We start from the raw sequence: 18,938 nt of genomic DNA on the forward strand, positions 1-18,938 counted from the left end.
AGCGCGCCCGCGGAACCCCTCTTCTTATCCTAGATGGAATTGCTTTGCAATGCGGGGAAATTTGGGTAACACTCCGGCGCCATGCAAACCACTTCCGCTTCTTCCAAGACGTTGCTGGCCAATGGCATTCTGTTGCTCACCGCCTGCATCTGGGGTTTTGCCTTCGTGGCCCAGCGGGTGGGCATGGATCATCTGGGGCCCTTTGCCTTTAACGGGATTCGTTTTTTGCTGGGCGCGGCCTCGCTGCTGCCCCTCATCCTTTACAATCGGGCAAAGGGGCGGCTGGGCGGCGTGAGCAGCGGGCGCGGGGCACTCCTGGCCGGGATGGGCATTGGCGTGCTGTTGTTCGTTTCCGCCAGCCTGCAGCAGATTGGCGTGGTGACCACCACGGCGGGCAATGCCGGATTCCTGACCGGGCTGTATGTGATCCTGGTGCCGGTCATTGGCCTGTGGTGGGGGCAGCGCACCGGGGCGGGGACCTGGATCGGCGCCGTGCTGGCCGTGGCGGGGATGTGGCTGCTTTCCGTCCAGCAGGGGTTCCATATTGTTTCCGGGGACATCTGGGTCATGGCCAGTGCTGTGGGCTGGGCCCTGCATGTGCTGCTGGTGGGGAATCTGGCGCAGAAGATCGACGCCCTGGTGCTCTCCTGTGTGCAGTTTGTGGTTTGCGGCGTACTCTCGTTGCTGACGGCGTTGCTGGTGGAGGATTTCACCACTGCCGACGTGGCGGCCGCAGGCATTCCCATTCTATATGGTGGCTTGATGAGCGTGGGCGTGGCCTACACACTGCAGGTGGTGGGGCAGCAGTGGGCCAAGGCCTCGCATGCGGCCATCATCCTGAGCCTGGAAGGCGCCTTTGCGGCCCTGGGCGGCTGGTGGCTGTTGGGGGAAACCCTTTCCCTGCGCCAGTTCCTGGGGTGTGCGCTCATGCTGGCTGGCATGCTGGTCTCCCAGTGCTGGCCTGCTTGCCAAGAGAAGCCTGCTGTGGAATAACTGTCACAGGCTGGAAAAGTCCGCGTTTGCCTGGCAAGCGCCAACCATCCCCTGACGCACAGGAGGAAGCATGTCCGCCTGGCTGGTCTGGTTTCTGGTGGGGGTCGGGTTCCTGATTCTGGAATTGATCCTGCCGGGATTCATCGTCATCTTCTTTTGCATGGGCGCGTGGGTGTCCATGCTGGCCATGCTGGTGGCGCCGGAGCTGAGTACGACGCTGCAGGTGGTCATTTTTGTCGTTGCGTCTCTGACCTCGCTGTTTTCCCTGCGCAAGTGGGGGATGAAGACCTTCCATGGACGTTCCGAGGTCAATGAGGATGCCAGAATTGACGACAAGATCGGCAAGTCTGCGGTGGTCACCCAGGCCATCGCCCCGCATGCGCCAGGCGAAGTGAAATGCCTGGGCAGCTTCTGGCGGGCTGTGGCTGATGAAACCATCGCCGTGGGCACGCCGGTGATCATCGAGGCCCAGGCCTCGGGCGACGGGTTGACCTTCAAGGTCAGACCTGCAGCATAAAGGGGGAAGCATGTTCGGAGAAGCCTTGGGCGCGGTCGTTATTTTCGCCATTATTGTCGTGGTGCTGCTTGTGAAGACCGCGGTGGTTGTGCCGCAGCGGTCGCAGTTTGTGGTGGAACGGCTGGGCAAGTATCACGCCACCCTGGACGCCGGGTTCCACATCCTCATTCCCTTCCTGGACCGGGTGGCCTACCGCCGCTCGCTCAAGGAAGAGGTGATGGATATCCCGTCCCAGTCCTGCATTACCAAGGATAACGTGGCCGTGGCCGTGGACGGCGTGCTCTACCTGCAGGTGGTGGACGCCAAGCTCTCCTGCTACGGCATTGAGCAGTACAAGATCGGGGCGAGCCAGCTGGCCCAGACCTCCCTGCGTTCGGCCATTGGCAAGATCGATCTGGACAAGACCTTTGAGGAACGCGAGTCCATCAACCAGCAGGTCATCCAGGCCGTGGACGAGGCGGCGCAGAACTGGGGCGTGAAGGTGCTGCGCTATGAAATCAAGGACATCACCCCGCCGGATAGCGTCATGGACGCCATGGAGCGCCAGATGCGGGCCGAGCGCGAGAAGCGGGCGGCCATCTTCCAGTCCGAGGGCGAACGGCAAGCGCGCATCAACGTGGCCGAGGGGCTGAAGCAGGAAGCCATCAGCGTCTCCGAAGGCGAAAAGATGAAGCGCATCAACGAAGCCGAAGGCCGGGCCCGGGAAATTCTGCTGGTGGCCCAGGCTACGGCGGCCGGGCTCAAGCATGTGGCCGAAGTGCTTGCAGCCCAGGGAGGCAGGGAGGCTGCGGATCTGCGCGTGGCCGAACGCTATCTGGGCGAGTTTGGCAACCTGGCCAAGAGCGCGAACTCCTTGATTATTCCTGCAAATCTTACGGACGTGGCCGGGCTGGTGGCCGGGGCCATGACCGTGATGGAGCAAACCAAGACCAAGCGCGAGGAATTCACGCTGGGACAGAGCTGATTCCGGGGTGGTCGCGTTCTCCTGGATTTTCGGGGAGGTCGTTCCGCTGAACTGGCGGGGCGACCTCCTTCTTTTTTTGCGTGAAATTATGCTCAGATCGAGCCAAGAGGGAGGATTTACAGGACGGATCAATCACGAGATCCTTGACGGCAGCGCCGGGATGAAGCAGAACAGACCGTCTTTGATTGATCGATCAAGCCGGCCGAGGGAGCAACTTCATGGAAACGACTCGACAGGTGCCCAACAGCGACGCCGACGGCTTTGCGCCGGTGGTGGACAAACGCGCGCGCATTCTAATTGCTGCGCAATCCGTCTTTGGACGGCTGGGGTTTTCCCGCGCCACCATCAAACACATCGCCTCGGAAGCCGGGGTGGGCTTCGGGCTGGTGGCCCATTATTTCGGCAGCAAGGAAGCCCTATTTCTGGAGGCCGGGCTGGCCATGGCCCAGTCCCTGCTGGAAACGCTGGCTGCGGCCGCCGCCACGCAGGAAAAGGGGCTGGACTCGTTGGAGGCGGTGATTGCCGCCTACTTTGAGTTCACCAAGGAGAAGGCTGAATCCTTCCCGGTGGTGTTCCGCTGCTCACCGTTTTCCGACGTGGAACGCAAGCTGGACCGCGACCGCATTGCGTCAAAATTTTTGGAAATCATCGATGTGATGCGCGAGTGCGTGGAGCGCGGCGTGCGCGATGGGTCCATCCGCCCCCTGCCCATCGACCCCATGGGCTTCATCGTCTATGGCACGCTGGTGGGCGCGTTGCGCACGGAGTTCCTTTCGCCCTTCAAAGTGCAAGGAATGTTTGAGGAAACCATTGCGTTTGTTCGTCAGGCGCTGGCTGCCTCGCCCGGGCAGGGGGCCGCAGCCATAGCCGCCCGGGCTTCAAAGGGTGCCGGAAGTTCCGGCGGCCTGCCCAACCACCAGGACCCTGCCGGGGGCTCGGAGCTGGTCACGCATGGTTGATGCCCTCAAGGACCTGCTGGGGTTGCTCGCGTTGGCCACGCTCATGGCCGGCCTAGTAATCTGGAGGTTTCATCCCGATCGCGGGGCGCGTCTGCTGACCCGCCGGCGGTACACCCGGAAGAAGACCCGCCGCGAGCCATAGCCCCCTGGCGTCCCGTTACCGGTGCCATTGCCACCACAAAAGGGGCACGCGTTGTTTCGCGTGCCCCTTTTGTTATGTGCAGGGTGGCCGGGCCGCAGTCCGGCCAGTCTCGAAAGCCGCTATGGCTGTACGCGCAGCATGTAAGCTGCGTCCCAGTTGAGGTACTTGCGAGCCAGAGCCTGGAGATCTTCAGGCGTGAGCTTCTGGGTTGCGGCGAGTTGCTCGCGGTTCAGGTCTGCCGGGAAGCCCTGGGTGAGCAGGGTGGCAGTCTCATCGGTTCGGCTGATCAGGGATTGATGGTCGCGATAATAGTCGCCGGTGAGGACGTTTTTGCCGCGAGTCAGCTCTTCCTTGGGCAATGGCGTTTCGTTGAGCTGGGTTGTGACCTTGCGGAAGCCTTCCAGGGCCTGCTCCATTTTTTCCGGATCCGCGCCGATGTAGAAGAACAGTGCGCCGGTGGTGGGGCTTTGCCAGAGGAAGGCGGTGACGGTGTATGCCAGGCCCTGCTTGTCCCGCAGGTCGGAGAAGAGCAGGCCGCTCATGCCGGCCAGGGTGGCGCGCAACAGGGTCAGGCCGGGGGTGTCCGGGTGATCCGCGCCGGGCAGGGGGAAGGCGATGAGCAGGTGGGCCTGGTTGCGCTCGGCCAGATGCAGGGTGGAGGTTTTGGCGTCGTTCCAGGTGGGGGCGGTCCACTCCAGGCTGCCGCGGGCCGGGTCGCCGCCAATGCCTGCGGCCAGTCGCTGGGCCAGGGCCACCATGCGCGCGCGGGAGTATTCTCCGCACACGGCCAGGGTCCAGGGCATGGTGCGCTGCTTGTGCCAGAAGGAAAGCACATCCTCACGGGTAAGAGTAGGGATTTCCTCGGGCTGCCCCTGATGGAAGTAGCCATAGGGATGGTTTTTGAAGAGGAACGGGAAGACGTGCCGCAGGGCCAGCCCCATGGGCTGGTCCTCTCGTTTTTTGATGGCCGCGACGAGGTTTTTCTGCTCCCTGGCCAGCTCTTCAGGCGCAAAAGCCGGGGAGGTGAGGGCCTCCTCCAGGAAGGGCAGCAGCTCGTCCTGGAAGCGGGTGGGGAACTTCATGGACACGGTGAAGAGATTGCGCTGGGCGCTCACACTCATGGAGGCGGCGCGGTCGGCCAGGAAGTCCTGAATCTGCGTGGCCGTGCGGTTGGCAGTTCCCCGGTTGAAGACCCAGGCGGCCAGTTCGGCCAGCCCCTGCTTGTCCGGCGGGACAAGGTGGTCGCCACCGCGGAAGCTCAGGGTCAGGGCCGTGTAGGGCAGGGTGGCGTCCGGCATGAGGACCAGGCTGCGTCCGGGGGCGAGATCCACGCGTTCGGGCTCGCCGCGGCGGCCCTGGCCGTAGGCCTGGCCGGCAATGGGGCCGGTGGCGCGGGGGCCGCTCTTGCTCCAGGCGCTGGCCACCATGCGCTCCAGGGTCCGGGCGCGCTCAGCGTTGCTCACGGGCGGGATGAGGGCCGCGCCGGGAGCAGCGGCGCTGGTGTTTGCGCTGGCATTGGCGCTCGCGCCTGTGGCATTGCCATTGGAGGCCGGGGCCGGGACGAGCAGGGAAGCCACCAGATGGTCGGGGTGGAGGAATTCCTGCACGCGGGCCTGGAGGATGTCCGGCGTCACGGCATCCAGTTCGTGGAAATAGTTCTCCTCAGCCAGAAGCGAGTTCTCAAAGAACTGGAAGAAACCGAGCTTGGAGGTCAGGCCGGCAATGGTCTCCTTGGCCTGGAAGAGTTCATCCTCCAGGTTCAGCTTGGCGCGGGCCAGGGCCTCGGGCGTGAAGGTGCGGGCATCCAGGGTGGCCAGTTCCTGCATCAGCTCGCTCCAGAAGCGTTCCAGATCGGCCGGGTCCAGGGTGGCATAAATGGAGAAGACCCCGGTCCGTTCCAGCATCAGGGCCGAGCAGGAGATGCTATCCACCAGCTGGCGCTCGTATTTGAAGGTCCGGTACAGGCGGGAGGTGCGATCGCCGCCAAGGAGATAGGCCAGGACTTCCAGCGCTGTGCTTTTGGCCGAGCGGAAGGACGGGATGGGGAAGGCGATGTGCACATAGGCCTTGTTCAGGGGCAGGGACCCCACCTGCACCGAGGGGCCGGGGATGGCCTGGGTGACGGCCTCCAGCTGCGGGGTGGAAAGCGGTTGCGGAGGTTCCACCTGCCCGGTGTTCTGCAGGGAGCCGAAGAGGGCCGTGGCCTTGGCCAGCACATCCTCCTCCCTGACCCGGCCGCAGACCGCCAGGAGCATGGACTGGGGCTGATAGAGCGCGGCGATGTAGCGGTGAATGTCTTCGGCGGTAATGGCTTCCACGGTTTCCCGGTAGCCGATGATGGGCCGGGCGTAGGACGTGCCGGGCCAGATGCGGGGCTGCAGTTCCTTGAAGATACGGGAGGAAGGCGTATCCTCCCCGCGTTCCAGCTCGGCCAGGACAACCTTCTTTTCGGAGGCCAGTTCCTCGGGATCAATGGTGGCGCCAAAGATCATGTCCTGGATCACTTCCATGCCCAGCTGCCAGCGGTCGGCAGGCATGTCAGCGATATACATGGTGTAATCGAAGCTGGTGGCGGCGTTCAGATAGCCGCCGGCGCTTTCGATATCCTGGGCCACCTGGCCCGGGGCGCGGGTTTTGGTGCCTTTGAAGACCATGTGTTCCAGAAGGTGGCTGATGCCGGCCTGCTCGGGCGTTTCAAAGGCCGAACCGGCGTGCACATAGAGCCGCAGGGAGACCAGGGGGAAGCGGTCGTCCTCCTGCACGAGCACTGTCAGGCCATTGGGCAGGCGGGTGATACGGGGCGCGGAAGCATTTGTCTCATCGGATGGCATGGTTCCAGCCTGAATGGTTGGGGTGGATACGACAATCGACAACGCAAGGCACAACAAACACAACGTGATACGCAACACGGGAGACTCCAATCTGATGATTGCGCGGCAACCTCAAACAGCAGGAACAACCGGAAGCGACGGGCATAGAGGCTGCCACGCCTGAACAAGAGAACGGGCATGATACTGAAACAGGCGGTTTGCCAAAGCCCACTATAGCCATTTCTACAAGGATGCCTAGGGTTCTGCAACTCCCATGAAGAAAAAGACATCCTTTGCTGTGCCCCTGTACCTGGGCACTGCGTCTGCTGTTGCGTCGGGGCACTGGCAAGGGTAAAGGATGGGGATGGATTCCCCCACCGTCCTGAACGAGCTCAGCACCGGGCCGCGCAAAGTTGGCGTGCTTCTGGCCGCCTTTGGCACCGGAGTGCCGGCGGCGCAGCGTTCCCTGGCGCAGTTCGAGGCCGAAGTGCGCCGGATGTTCGACAGCGTGCCTGTGCGCTGGGCGTTCACCTCCACACGCGTGCGCACCCGGCTGGCCGGGGAAGGGGTGAAGACGGATTCTGTTCGCAAGGCCTTGGAGAAAATGTATTTTGAGCGATTCACCCACGTGGCTGTGCAGTCCCTGCATGTGACGCCGGGTGCGGAGTTTGAGGAGTTGGGGCAGGCGGTGGAAGATGTGTGCCGGGAACATGGCGGGCAGCGTGGGGGCCGGTGTCCGACGATGGCCCTGGGGCTGCCGCTGCTGGCTCTGGATGCGGAGATTCCAGCCGTGGCCCGGGCGATTCTGGATACCTTGCCGCCGGAACGCGCGCCTGACGATCTGGTGGTGCTCATGGGACACGGCACCTCCCATGAGGCCGACGAGCGCTACGATCGCCTGGCCGGGGTCCTCGCCGGGCTGGACCCGCTGTTGGTGGTAGGCACCATGGACGGGACGCGATCCCTGGACGTGGTGCTGGACGAGTTGACGCGGATGCCGGCCGGGCGGGTGTGGCTCACGCCGCTTCTGGCCGTGGCCGGGGCGCATGTGCTGCGGGACATGGCCGGGCCGTCGCCGGAATCATGGAAATCCCGATTGGAGGCGGCGGGGCGCACGGTCTTGGCCGTGCAGACTGGCGCGGCAGAGCGGCCGGCCCTGGCGGCCATCTGGATGGAGCACCTGCGGCGGGCCATGGAATCGCTGCAGCTTCCCGGAATTCTTCCAGTCCATAGTTGATGGTCGGCTTCTTGCAGATTTCCTGCGGGCAGATGTCGGATTTCTGTCGCAGTATCTTTTGCAGGAGGCGGACGCATGGAAGGGCTGCACATCAATCCCAGCAAGGCATCGGGTGCGCGGGGTACCGCGTGGGGTCGGCGGATTGCGCGCGTGGTGGTGCTGGTCGCGCTGCTGTTGCTCTTGTGGGTTGCGACTCTGGCCGGCATGGCCCGCGCCGGCGAGCCCGCGGCCACCTTGCAGCAGTTTCGTTTTTTTTCCGAACAGAAGGACGCCGCAGTGGTGGTGCGCGTGGAATACAACCACGACCTGCTGGGTTGGGTGCATGCCGGGGAGGTGGCCTTTCGCGACTCCGGGGCCGTGGTGCTGACCATTCGTGGCGAGCCGCCGCGTCTGGTTGGCGATCTGGCCCAGGCCCTGACCGCGGTCATCAGACGGCGGGGTGCGGACGCCATGCTCGGGCCGCAGCTGGCGGCGCGCATTGAGCGATACAAGCCCCTGCCCTGAAGCGCCGCAGGATTCGTCATGAGGCATTCCCACGCGGAACGCTGCAGATGCAGCGTTCCGCGTGGTTTTTTTGGAGAGGAGCGGGGAATCAGAACGGCTTTTCAAAGGCCCCGAGGGTGATTTTCTGCCGTTTGGCGGCGCCGCCGCCGCGTTGGCTCTGTTCCAGGGCCAGCAGACGTTTTTTGAATTCGTCCATTTCCAGGATGGAGGTGAAATCCTTGAGCAGCGCCATGTAGCCTTCCGCCTGCTCCAGGGTCAGCCCGCCCTGGGAGAGGGCCTGCAGAATGGCCGTGCCGAATGCGGCGGCCTGCTCCTGATTGGTCAGGGCCGGGATGGCCAGGGGCGGCGCAGGGGTTTCGGGCTTGGGCCAGACATGGTCCATGCACCAGGTCAGGCATTGGCTGTCACCTTTGAGCGCCCGCTCGACCATGACCTTGGTCAGGGCCAGGGCGTGGTCCTCAATATACTGGCGAACCTTGGCAAAAATGGCCGGGTGCATGTGCTGCTGGGGAATGTGCTGGCGTTCGGCCGTGGACTCTGCGCGGTGGTCTGGTCGTTGGTCTGGCCGGGAATCGGGGCGCTCGGGGCGGGATTCACGACGCGGACGGCCAATGCTGGTGTCCCCGGGCCTGGCCATGGTGGAGGTGGCGTCCACCACGGGACGTTGCCGGGCCGGCGAGGCAAACCGCGCGGATTTGTCCACCGGGCTTTGGCTGGCCGCGGGGGAGGGGGCCATTGCGCTGGCGTCATGTGCAGCGTGTTCGGATGCGGGTTCCGGTCTGGGCGTTGCACCGGCAAGGCGGGAGGAGACAGGGGAAGCCTGGGGAGTATCTTCCGTCGCCGGGGTGCTCGCGGGGCGGGAGCCCTCCCTGGACAACGGATGCTTGGCAGCCAGCCGGGACAGCAGTTCGCGTTGCAGATCCAAGGAAATGGCCTGGGGTGAAGGATCTGCAGGCACTGCAGGCTCCTTCGGGGGAGTGGCCTTTGCCGCCGTCCGGGATGCAGGTGGCACGGGTGGCACGGGCGGGGCCGTGTTGGCGGTCGTGACGGGCTCGGAGGCCATGCCCGGCGGCGGGGCGAGCAGTTCGACAGCCTCGCCGGTTTCATCCAGCTGGAAGGTAAATTCATCGGTCCCAGGGAAACCTTCCCCCGAACCGTCCGGGCTCAACGATTGTTCCGCCGTGTCTTGCGTATCTGGAGTCGGTGTCGGTACTGGCGATACGGGCGCAGCAATCCGTGCGGAGGGTTCAGGGTGCAAGGCGTGCTCCAGGGAAAATACCGAGGATTCGGCCGGCGCGGTGGAGGCGACGTGGTCGGCATGGTCCTTCCCGGCCTCCTGCCTGCCGGGCTCGGGCAGAATCCCCACCGAGGGCGCTGCCGGCGGCTGCAGCATGGTCGTTAACGGCACATCGAGACGAATTCCCGGCGCGGCATCCACAGTGGGGAACGCCGCCGGCAGGATCGAATCGCCCCCCAAATCATCCATGGAATCGTTTGACGTGGAGGCCGTGGGGGCGGGTTGTTGGGTCTCCGGCACCAAGGGAGGTTCGGCCCCGGCAACGGGCTCCATGAGGGATTCGATAGCGGCCTCGAACACCACTTCCGCGGCAGCCTCCACGGGCTGTTCCTGCAGGGGGGGGGCTGCGTCCGGGGGCGCCGGGGGTGCGGACTTCAGGCTGGCCTGATCCAGCCCGGCCGCCTCGGTCAGAATGGGGGCCGGTTCTCCAGGTTCGTTGACCTCATGCTCCAGTTCCAGCGGCTCCATGGTTTCCGAAAGCGACTTGCCTTCGGCAGGAGCGTCAGCGAGTTCTGCAGAGGCGGAGGCATCGGCCAGCGCATCGGCAGGAGGCATTTCTTCAACAGGCTCCGGGGCAGGGGGCGCAGCTGCGGACGAAGTAAAGACAATCTCGGCCATGGGCGCGGTCATGGCCTCTGGCAGCGGGCTTTCGCCGGCGGCAAGCAGGGCGTCCAGGCTGATTTCCTCAGCTTTGCGCGACTTCGCCGCGGCAGGGCCGCCCGCAGCGGGCGCGGCGAGGTTCTGGGATGCCTGTTCAAGCAGCAGGGGTGGTTCCTGTGCCTCTGGCTGCATTGCGTCTTCGGATGGGGGGGCAGTCTCCGGAGCGGGCGCGGGTTCCGGGCTCTCTGCCAGTTCGGGAAGTTCCGGCATGGCCAGCTCGGCCAGGGCAGCTGGTGCGACTTCTTCGCGCGCTTTGCCCACACCAGCAGGCAGATCGAGGGTGATGCCGTCCAGGTCCATGGGGCCATCGTCCTGGGCTGGCTGCGCCGGGGTGAAGGGCAGGCCCTCATCGTCTTCGGTCATGAGGGGTTCGGCATCAAGGGGGACCCTGGTGCGGGAAAGATGCGAGTACTTGTCTGCGGGTTCGGCAGGCGTTCCCGGTTCGGCCTCAGGCAAGGGGTCCATGGCCAATTCGGAAATTTCTGGCAGGGCGTCTGCAGGTTCCTCAGCCGGCAGGGGAGAGGCGTCGAGTGGCAGGGCGGGTTCGGCATCAGTAGTCCCGCCTGGCAGGCCGGTTGCCAGATCGGTTGCCAAATCGCCAGGCAGATCGCCCGGTAGATCTTCGGCCAGGTTGTCCGGCAGTTCGTCCTCATCATAAAAGCGTGACGAGCCGGCCGCGGACTGCGCGGCAGTGTCCGCCGCAGGGCCAGTGTCCCTGGCGGGTTCCGGCTCCTTGGCCGCATCGGCCTTGGGCGCGGCCTGCTGGGAGCGGGATTGGCGGGCCATTTCCTCCCAGGAGGCGCGGTCCGCATCAGTCAGTTCGTTGTCCCAGACCTGGCGGGCCACGCCGGAGAGAACGCTTTTGTCAACCTTGTATTCCTTGCTGAAGACTTCGGTGAAATATTCGAAGCCCAAAGAATCGACACCGTGGCTCATGCTTGCTCCCGCGGACGTGCGCCGCCGCTCCTGCTGCGTTGCGACAATGATGGCATGCATCCTAACAAACAAGCATGCATTTCGGCAAATGGCCCGACGGGGGCTGTCCAGGATTTCTTGGGCCTTGGCATTTTTTCTTGGGAAATATCGGGCAGATCTTCGCTTTGGCTAGTAATTAACTGAAATATAATGTTAAAGTTTGTTTGTTGCCCGGGGGGATGGAAGGCCCGGGCCTCTGTACGCGTAGGCAAGTATATGGTAAGATTGCCGAAGCCAATTCTTCCCAACCGTTTTGCCCAGCGGGTGCATTACCGGCGCACGCAGTGGAGGCCGCAGGCATGGAGCAAGGCAACCCCCTCACCGGCACGCCCGGCCCCGAAATACTTAAAGTAGACCAGACCGCTGGAGCCGGGCTTCTTGATGCACAGGCCCTGCAGGCGCTGGCGGCGTTGCTGGCGCCCGCAGTGCAGGCCGGCGTGACCGCGGCGCTGGAGCCGGCACTGGACAGGCTGACGCAGCAGCTTGCCCGGCTGGCTGACCGGCTGGATGTGCTGGAAACACTGGATGGTGCGACCATTCGGGAGGACTCGGACGTTTTTGCCGCCCCGCCCGCCCCGTCCGCAGATACCGCGTTGGAAGAGATGGCCGGGCCGGGCGAGGCCGCAGGCGCACTTGACGCGGAGTCGCTCCCCGAGGTGCCCGCTGGGCCTGAACCGGAAGCACTTGCTGCGGATGAAAGCGGAGAATTCATTTTTGACGAAGAAGAAGCGCCGGTTGTCCCGCCGGTTGTCCCGCCGGTTGCCCCGGAGCAGGGCCTGGACGGGGAGGCCCTGCCAGAGTTGCCGGAACTTCCTGCATTGACTGACCAGACTGATCTGGCCGATCTGGCTGACTTGGCCGATCTGGCCGATGCCGCCTTCCTCTCCCGACCCGAAGACAGCGGGGTCTCTGCTATGGCGGACGAATCGGTTGCGCTAACGGCGGATGCCGAGTCGCTGCCGGCGTACCCCACCGAAGAGGAAACGCCGGAATCAGCGGTCCAGGATGCCCCGCTGGAATTGCTGGACGAGCTGGGAGCCCCAGTCTTCCAGGAGTCGCAAGACACGCAGGATGTGATCGCCTGGGACGAGGTGCTTGAATCCCCCCAGCCGGGATTGCCAGCCGCAGCGGGCGAAACGGCGGAATCCCCGGCACCGTCCGAGGACGACGAGGTGCTCGCTGCCCTGGGGGCGCTCTCGGGGGAAACGACACTGGAAGAGCCGGTCTTTGATCTGGATGAAATCTCTGCCGATGAGTTTTCCGCCCTGGAAACCCTGGATCAAACCCTGGCCGGGATGGACACCGAAGAGACGTTGGATGTCCGCGATGTGTCCGGGGCTGATACGGCCGGGCAGGACGCGTTTGCCCGGGAAACGGCCGTAGGCTTCCCCGATGCGGACGATACGCTCACCACGGAGCTTGACGCCCTGGCCGAGGGCGAGGGCGGTGAACCGGCCGACCATGCTGGCGAGACCTTGCCACTGGAAGCCTTCACAGGCTCCACGCCCCTGGATGCGCTGGCGGATGCAATGGCCGAAACCCCCCTGGATGCCTTGCTGGCCGCTCCCTTTGGGGAACGACCCGACACGCCGGAGGGGCACCCCGCGGCGTTCGGATACGCCGACACCGATACGTTGCCGGTGGAGACTGTGCCAGACACCGTACCAGACACTGCGCCAGATTCTTCGCCAGGCGAAGTCCGGACTCCTGAGCCGGCTCCGGGCATGGTGGAAGATGCGGCGGTGGATACCTCGGCTGCGCTTTCGGCAGATACTGCCGACACCGGAGAGCAGATTGAGGAGACCTATCTGGTGGTCGAGGAGGTGCTCACCCCCGAGCAGCTGGCCCAGGAACTCGACAGTCTTGCCCACGAGGAGATGGATCTGGCGGAATCGCTTGCCGATGCCGGGCAGGATGTCGATGCCTTGGCCCGGGAAACAGGCGCTGTGCCGGACGTTGCCGTGTCGGAAGAGGAGTTCGCCTCTCTGGCCCTGGATGGCCAGGATGGCGGGTCTGTGGCAGACACGTTGGAGGATATGGACGCCACCACCGTGTTTCAGGGGGAGATTTCTGACTTGTTTCCCGATTTGGATGAGGCCATGGAACTCGATGCCCTGGCCGACACCGCGCCTGCGGCCGGGCTGGCCACGGCCGCGGAAGAGGCGGGCGCCTCGTCTGTGGCAGAGGAGCCGGCAATGGATGCCTTGGCAGAAGACGTCTCCCCTGACGCTGGTGAAATGGAAGGATCGGAAGACGTGGACGATGCGGGGGCGACGGAAGAGGAGCACTGGGAGTTCCTCATGCCTGGCGAAGGTGCGACCACATCGGATCTGACCCGTTCCGGCGAGACCGGCATTGAGCTTGGCGAATCGGCCCTGCCCGGGGACAGCCTCGATGCCTGGGCCGTGGAGCTGCCGAGCCTGGATGCTGCCAATACGGCTGGTCCCTGGACGTTTGATCTGCCGCCACTGGATGATGCGCCTCAGGATGAGGTGTCACTGGGGGGCTCCCTGTCGCACAGTGGGCTGCTGCCAGGGCTTGATGCGGAGGACCATGCCGCGGAAACATCCAAAACGGTTGCTGCCGAGGAAGCAGGCCTGGAGGACGCCCTCGCGGCAGGCGAACCTGACGCGTCTGACGCGTCCGGCACGTCTGGTGAATCGGGTGAGCCTGAAGATGGGCTGACGGACATTGGCGCAGCCATCGCGTCGGCCGCGGTTTCCGGAGTGGCAGGCGGGCAAGTCCCTGAAGCTGCCAGCGCGCTGCCTGGAGCGCCTGCAGCCGAGAAGGACGCGGCGCCCGTAGCCGAGGAGGCCGAGACCTCGCAGGAGACGGCCGAGAGCGAGGCTGCCGTTGGGGGCAAGTCGGTGATTGTCCTGGATGGCACCGAGGAAGCCGAGTCCGATCGTTCGGTCATCGAATTCAATGAATACAATGAGCCGTTGGAGCCGCCGCGCACGCCCAAGGAGACGCGGCGGGTCATCTGGTACATGCATAAGCGTGGCTGCCAGGCCACGCAGATTGCGGATTATCTGTCCCTGGAACGGGTGCCGAGCTTCTCGGGCCGGGCCAGCTGGGACGTGCGCGACGTGAACACGGTGATCAAAAAAATTGCCGCCCGCCTGGAGTTGCGTCGCCAGCAGCTGCAACAGCAGCAGGCTGGCACCATGGGCGCGTTGATCGGCTGATTGCGCACTGGATCTGGATCCTGTTCCCGCGAACACGCCGGGGCCTTGCGGCTCCGGCGTGTTTTTTTGCGTCCTGTGAAAACGTTTGGCGCACGCGTCAAGCGGGTCTGGCGGGTTTTGGCCGGGCAGGGGCGGGCAGGGACGGTCCCCTGGGTGGCGGATGGCTATGGTGAGGAAACGACATCGCGTTCCACCGGGCTCGCCACGGGCGTTGCAGCCAGGAGCGGACGCAGAGGAGGCTCTCATGCATGGCGAACCGTGTTGCCCATCGTCCGAGAACGGCATGTGGAATCCGGAACAGCTGGACTGGTCCGCCCTGCCCCATGGGCTGGCGGAGCTGAAGGCGCTGGTGGGCGCGACGGCGGCGGTACTGCTGGCCGAGGCCTATGGCGGTGACACTGTGTATGTCCCCAGTCGGGCGCGCCCGGATCATCCCCTGGCCACCTGCGCCGGGCTGGCCGCGGCGGAAACGCTTGCCCGCGTGCACGGCGGGGAGAAGCTGCACATCCCCAAGCCGGATGCCATCGAACGGCAGGTGCGGGCAGGCCGGCTGCGGCAGCTGCGCAACCAGGGCATGAGCGTGGCCGGTCTGGCCCGGGCCTTTCATCTGACCCCGCGGCGAGTGCGGCAGATTCTGGCGCATTGATTCCATCGCGGCAGGTCAGTCACAACATTCTTCCAAAAGGAGAGTCGGCAATGCAGCAGCTTATGGAAAAACTCGGTTCCCGCAAGCTCTGGACCGCCCTGCTGGGCAGCCTGTTCCTGCTCGGCGCGCGGGCGCTGGATCTGCAGGTCAGCGAGGATCAGTTGTATGCCGCGGCCGGGGTGCTCATGTCGTACGTTCTGGGGCAGGGGATGGTGGACGCCAAGGCGGTCCAAGGCGTCACGGTGGTCAAGGACGGTGGAAAAGACAGCGGCACGGTGGCGAATCTCAATGGATGACCAAGACATGCGTGACCTGTGGGACGCCATCGATACCTTGCGCACCCGGCAGCATGAAGCGATCACGCTGCTGGCGGAGATCAAGGCCATTCTTGGCGAGCGTTGCGAGGGCCGGGGGCGACGCATCCAGGAACTGGAAGCCGGGCTGGAGCAGGTGCGCGGGCGGGTGTGGTGGTTTGCAGGGGCCTCCTCCGCGGCGGCGTTTGTTGTCTCCAGGCTGTGGCCCGCCGGTTTTGGCAAATGAGACCAATATCAGGAGGAAATGCGGGGCATGAGTCCTCAACATTCCCATGACCGCGAGTCGTCCCGCCAGTCGAAGCCAGGGGCCATGGCGGCTCCGGTCGCTGAGCAGATCGACACCGTGACCCGCGTACTGCAAAGCGGCGGCAGTCTGGACACGGCGGCAGCGGCGGCCAATGTGTCCAGAGAGACGCTCGATGCCTGGCTGACCCTGGGCGAGGAGGCGATCCGGCAGGCCCAGGCCGGCGGGAAGCGTGCCCGGCCCCCGCGCCGCAGCGGCGCCCGGGCGTTGCTGGAGCAGGCCTGCCAGGAACTGGCCACCCGGGCCCGGACCGAGGTGGCCCGCACCGAAGCCGCCTGTCTGGAAGCCATCCGCCGCAGTGCCGTGGAGGGCGAGACGGTGCGCGAGACCGTGCGCGTGGTGGGGGAAGATGGCAGCGTGCTCAAGGAAACAAGCACCACCAAACAGGCCGCGCCGCAGTGGAAGGCTGCCGTCTGGTGGCTGGAGCATGTCCTGCCCGGCATGTGGGGCGACAAGAGCGAACAGCCGGAAGGTGGCGGTCCGGTGTATCTGACCATCGTGCCCGATGAAACGTCAGAGGGGGACGGCGCACAGGACGGCGACGCCCAGCACGCGTTCACCGCGGAAGGCGATGACGAATCCGCATGAAAAAAAGTCCCTTGTACAAAAAGCTGACCGCCTTGCCGCATCAGCGGGCGGTACTGGCCTCGAACAAGCGGTACATCTTCCTGGGGGGCGGGGTGGGCTGCGGCAAGACCGAGGCCGGGTCGCTCTGGGTGGTCAAGCAGGCGCAGCAGACGCCGCCGGGCGTGCTGGGCTGCATCGCGGCCAACAGTTACACGCAGCTCACGGACTCCACCCTGCGCAATCTCTACCGTACCTGCGAGCGCGTGGGCATGAGCATCACCCCGGCCACGCTGCCCTTCGCCAAAACGGCCCTGAACATCGTCATGCCTGGCCCGGCGGCGCACAAGGTGGTGGTGCTGTGCCGCTCGCTGGAATCGTATCACCTGTTGGCCGGGGTGGAGTTCGGCTGGGTGTGGGTGGACGAGTGTTTTCTGGCCCGGCGCGAGGCCGTGGAAGTGCTCATGGCCCGGCTTCGGGATACCCGCATGCCCTGCCAGATGCTCTTCACCACCACCCTGGACGAACCCGGCAGCTGGATGCACTCGCTCTTTGTGGAGCAGTATGATCCTGAATTGATGGAGGTGATCTACGCCACCACTTTTCAGAACCGTCATTTGCCGCCGGGCTATGTGGACAGCCTCAAACGCATGTACCCGGCGCGGTTGTATGACCGCATGGTCCTGAGCAAATGGGTGGCCCTCTCGGCCCAGGCCATCTACCACAGCTTTGATCGTGGCAGGAACCTCTGGGATGGCGTGGCTCTTGCGCCCGAGCTGCCTCTGCTCTGGAGCCACGATTTCAACCTGGCGCCGGGCAAACCCATGAGCTCGGTGCTGGCCCAGCTCCGTCGCGGCGAGCATGGCATGGAACTGCACGTGCTTGACGAAATCGTCATGGAAACCGCGGATACCAATCACGTTATCGCAGAAATGAAGGCCCGGCCCTGGCAGGCTCTGGCTCGCGCCGGGGTGATTGTCTATGGCGACGCCTCTGGTCGTGCCCGGGACACCCGCTCCGGCATGACCGATTACTCACTCCTCGCCGCGGCCGGGTTTGCCCAGCAGAAAGTGCCACGAGCCAACCCGCCCGTGCGCGAACGCCACAATCTGGTCAACTGCCTGCTCTGCGATGCCGAGGGGCGGGTGCGGCTGAAGATCCATCCCCGCTGCGCCACCCTGGCCCGCGGCCTGGAACGCGCCGCCCTCAAGCAGGGCGCCCAGTACGTGGAGGACGACTCCCTCTACGAACAGCACGTCACCACCGCCCTGGGCTACCTGTGCTGCGCGGAGTTCAAACGTGGATGACCAAAATGAAGGAAGACGGGAGAAGGGAGGACGCGGCTCCCCTGGCCTCCGGAGTCCCGTCTTGTGTTGCCGGAACACCATTGCAGGGGGCCGGGGGAAGTCAGTTCCCCCGGTTCTTTGCCTTTCCTTTTTTTTCCAAGGAGTTCTTCAATGACACGAGAGGATCTCTTGCAAGTGCATCCGCAGCATGCGGCCATGGCGCCGCGGTGGCGGTTTTGGATTGCGGCGTACGAGGGGCTGGACGCCTTGCTGGCCCATGGGGTGCTGGGTCGCCATCCTCGGGAACAGTTGCATGAGTTCGAGGATCGGTTGCGCGAGGCCGTGGGCTTCAACTACTGCCGGTCCATCGTCAACTGTTTCAATTTTTATCTGTTCGAAAAGCAGCCCCGGCGGGAGCTGGGCCTGCTGGCCGAGGATCCGCTGTGGCGGACCTTTGCCTCAGACTGTGACCTGTACGGGACGGATTACGACAACTTCCTGCTGGAGCAGCAGAAATACGCCAGCATCTTCGGGCACGTGGGCATTCTGGTGGACAAGCCTGGCCGGGGCGCGGCCACGCGGCAGGAGGAGCGCGAGGCCCGGCTGCATCCCTATCTGGCGGCCTATCATCCTGAGGCCATTCTGGACTGGCGCTGGGAGCGCGACGCGAATCACCGGCCGTTTCTGGCCATGGTCAAGTTGCTGGAAGAGGACGGCACCGTGCTTGTCTACCGCACCGACGGTTGGGAACGTTGGCGGGTGGAGGAGGGGGCCGAACTGATCGGCGCCGGGGGCCATGGCCTGGGGCGGGTGCCGTTTGTGTGGCTGATGAATCTCACGGGCCGGGAACGCTGCATCGGGGTTTCGGACATTGCGGATGTGGCGCCGCTGGATGCGAGCATCATCCGGGACTTGTCTCTGGGCGGGGAGGTGATCAAGAACTGCGCCTTCCCCATGTTCCGTACGCCGCGGCAGCCGCCGGACGCCACGGGTCTGCGGGAGGAAGTGGCCACAGGGCCGCGGGCGGTGCTGGAATGGGATCCCGAGGCTGGGGCCGAGGCCCGGCCGGACTGGCTGCAGGCCGCAGCGCGCGAGCCGGTGGAGGCGATTCTGTTGTGGGTGGAGCGCAAGACGCAGGAAATCTACCGGATGTCCAACGCCGGCGGGCTGCACGGTGTGGATACCCAGGCCAAGAGCGGGGTGGCGCTGCGGCAGGAGTTTCAGCTGCTCAATGCCGTGCTGGCCTCCAAGGCGGCCAATCTGGAAGAGGCGGAGCGGGCCATCCTGGGCCATTGGCTGGCCTGGCAGGGACGGGGCCGGGATGTGGAGCAGATGCGCCTGGAACGGCCGCGGCACTTTTCCGTGGAGGATCTGGCCGCGGACCTGGACAATGCCATCAAGGGAGCAGGCTTTATCGAGAGTCCGACGTTTCAGCGGGAACTGAAGATGAGCCTGGCGCGGCGGCTGCTGCCCGGCGGGGAAGGAGTGCTGGGCTCGGTGCGCGAGGAACTGGAGCAGGCACCGGCCGGCAGTGTGGGGGAGGGATAGCCGGGGGGTGCAAATAAAGACGGCGTTGGA

16 protein-coding genes are annotated in these 18,938 nt (G+C 64.8%); 14 read left to right on the forward strand and 2 right to left on the reverse strand.

Annotation, left to right across the window (positions count from 1 at the left end; all coding sequences use genetic code 11):
• Positions 1-81 precede the first annotated feature (81 nt).
• The 5 genes from ACYQ00_RS07710 (at position 82) to ACYQ00_RS07730 (ending at position 3,575) form a co-directional block, all read left to right on the forward strand.
• Positions 82-993, forward strand: coding sequence for a DMT family transporter (locus tag ACYQ00_RS07710; RefSeq protein WP_460031556.1), 912 nt, complete (start codon positions 82-84; stop codon positions 991-993).
• Positions 994-1,063: 70 nt separating this feature from the next.
• Positions 1,064-1,510 carry an NfeD family protein gene (locus ACYQ00_RS07715; RefSeq protein ID WP_460031557.1) on the forward strand — a complete coding sequence of 149 codons (447 nt, stop codon included), beginning with the start codon at positions 1,064-1,066 and terminating at the stop codon, positions 1,508-1,510.
• A 10-nt stretch (positions 1,511-1,520) separates the two neighbouring features.
• Positions 1,521-2,474 carry an SPFH domain-containing protein gene (locus tag ACYQ00_RS07720; RefSeq protein ID WP_460031558.1) on the forward strand — a complete coding sequence of 318 codons (954 nt, stop codon included), beginning with the start codon at positions 1,521-1,523 and terminating at the stop codon, positions 2,472-2,474.
• A gap of 218 nt (positions 2,475-2,692) precedes the next feature.
• Positions 2,693-3,433: a TetR/AcrR family transcriptional regulator gene (locus tag ACYQ00_RS07725; protein WP_460031559.1), complete on the forward strand. Its 741-nt coding sequence runs from the start codon at positions 2,693-2,695 to the stop codon at positions 3,431-3,433.
• Positions 3,426-3,575, forward strand: a complete 150-nt coding sequence (locus tag ACYQ00_RS07730) for a hypothetical protein (protein WP_460031560.1) — start codon at positions 3,426-3,428, stop codon at positions 3,573-3,575. The genes ACYQ00_RS07725 and ACYQ00_RS07730 overlap by 8 nt, the downstream gene beginning before the upstream one ends.
• A 119-nt stretch (positions 3,576-3,694) precedes the next feature.
• Here the strand turns inward: ACYQ00_RS07730 and ACYQ00_RS07735 are convergent, their stop codons facing one another.
• Positions 3,695-6,406 (reverse strand): M16 family metallopeptidase, encoded by a 2,712-nt coding sequence (locus ACYQ00_RS07735; RefSeq protein WP_460031561.1) that lies wholly within the window; start codon positions 6,404-6,406, stop codon positions 3,695-3,697.
• Positions 6,407-6,749: 343 nt separating this feature from the next.
• Here ACYQ00_RS07735 and ACYQ00_RS07740 point away from each other — a divergent pair, with 343 nt between their 5' ends.
• Positions 6,750-7,622, forward strand: coding sequence for a sirohydrochlorin cobaltochelatase (locus ACYQ00_RS07740; protein ID WP_460031562.1), 873 nt, complete (start codon positions 6,750-6,752; stop codon positions 7,620-7,622).
• A gap of 75 nt (positions 7,623-7,697) precedes the next feature.
• Complete coding sequence (locus ACYQ00_RS07745; protein ID WP_460031563.1) at positions 7,698-8,126, forward strand: hypothetical protein; 429 nt, start codon at positions 7,698-7,700, stop codon at positions 8,124-8,126.
• 88 nt (positions 8,127-8,214) lie between these two features.
• Here ACYQ00_RS07745 and ACYQ00_RS07750 read toward each other — a convergent pair whose 3' ends face one another.
• Positions 8,215-11,019, reverse strand: coding sequence for a hypothetical protein (locus tag ACYQ00_RS07750; protein ID WP_460031564.1), 2,805 nt, complete (start codon positions 11,017-11,019; stop codon positions 8,215-8,217).
• A gap of 338 nt (positions 11,020-11,357) precedes the next feature.
• Here ACYQ00_RS07750 and ACYQ00_RS07755 point away from each other — a divergent pair, with 338 nt between their 5' ends.
• The 7 genes from ACYQ00_RS07755 to ACYQ00_RS07785 all read left to right on the forward strand — a co-directional run bounded on the left by ACYQ00_RS07755 (position 11,358) and on the right by ACYQ00_RS07785 (position 18,908).
• Positions 11,358-14,246, forward strand: a complete 2,889-nt coding sequence (locus ACYQ00_RS07755; RefSeq protein ID WP_460031565.1) for a hypothetical protein — start codon at positions 11,358-11,360, stop codon at positions 14,244-14,246.
• Between the two features lie 244 nt (positions 14,247-14,490).
• Positions 14,491-14,892, forward strand: a complete 402-nt coding sequence (locus ACYQ00_RS07760) for a Mor transcription activator family protein (protein ID WP_460031566.1) — start codon at positions 14,491-14,493, stop codon at positions 14,890-14,892.
• 50 nt (positions 14,893-14,942) lie between these two features.
• Complete coding sequence (locus ACYQ00_RS07765) at positions 14,943-15,188, forward strand: hypothetical protein (RefSeq protein ID WP_460031567.1); 246 nt, start codon at positions 14,943-14,945, stop codon at positions 15,186-15,188.
• Between the two features lie 7 nt (positions 15,189-15,195).
• Positions 15,196-15,432, forward strand: a complete 237-nt coding sequence (locus ACYQ00_RS07770; protein WP_460031568.1) for a hypothetical protein — start codon at positions 15,196-15,198, stop codon at positions 15,430-15,432.
• 27 nt (positions 15,433-15,459) lie between these two features.
• The gene (locus tag ACYQ00_RS07775; RefSeq protein ID WP_460031569.1) at positions 15,460-16,098 is read left to right on the forward strand and encodes a hypothetical protein; all 639 of its coding nucleotides are present in this window, start codon (positions 15,460-15,462) and stop codon (positions 16,096-16,098) included.
• Positions 16,095-17,381 carry a phage terminase large subunit gene (locus ACYQ00_RS07780; RefSeq protein WP_460031570.1) on the forward strand — a complete coding sequence of 429 codons (1,287 nt, stop codon included), beginning with the start codon at positions 16,095-16,097 and terminating at the stop codon, positions 17,379-17,381. The genes ACYQ00_RS07775 and ACYQ00_RS07780 overlap by 4 nt, the downstream gene beginning before the upstream one ends.
• A gap of 150 nt (positions 17,382-17,531) precedes the next feature.
• Positions 17,532-18,908, forward strand: coding sequence for a phage portal protein (locus tag ACYQ00_RS07785; RefSeq protein WP_460031571.1), 1,377 nt, complete (start codon positions 17,532-17,534; stop codon positions 18,906-18,908).
• Positions 18,909-18,938: the final 30 nt, after the last annotated feature.

The organism is Megalodesulfovibrio paquesii, assembly GCF_054653055.1.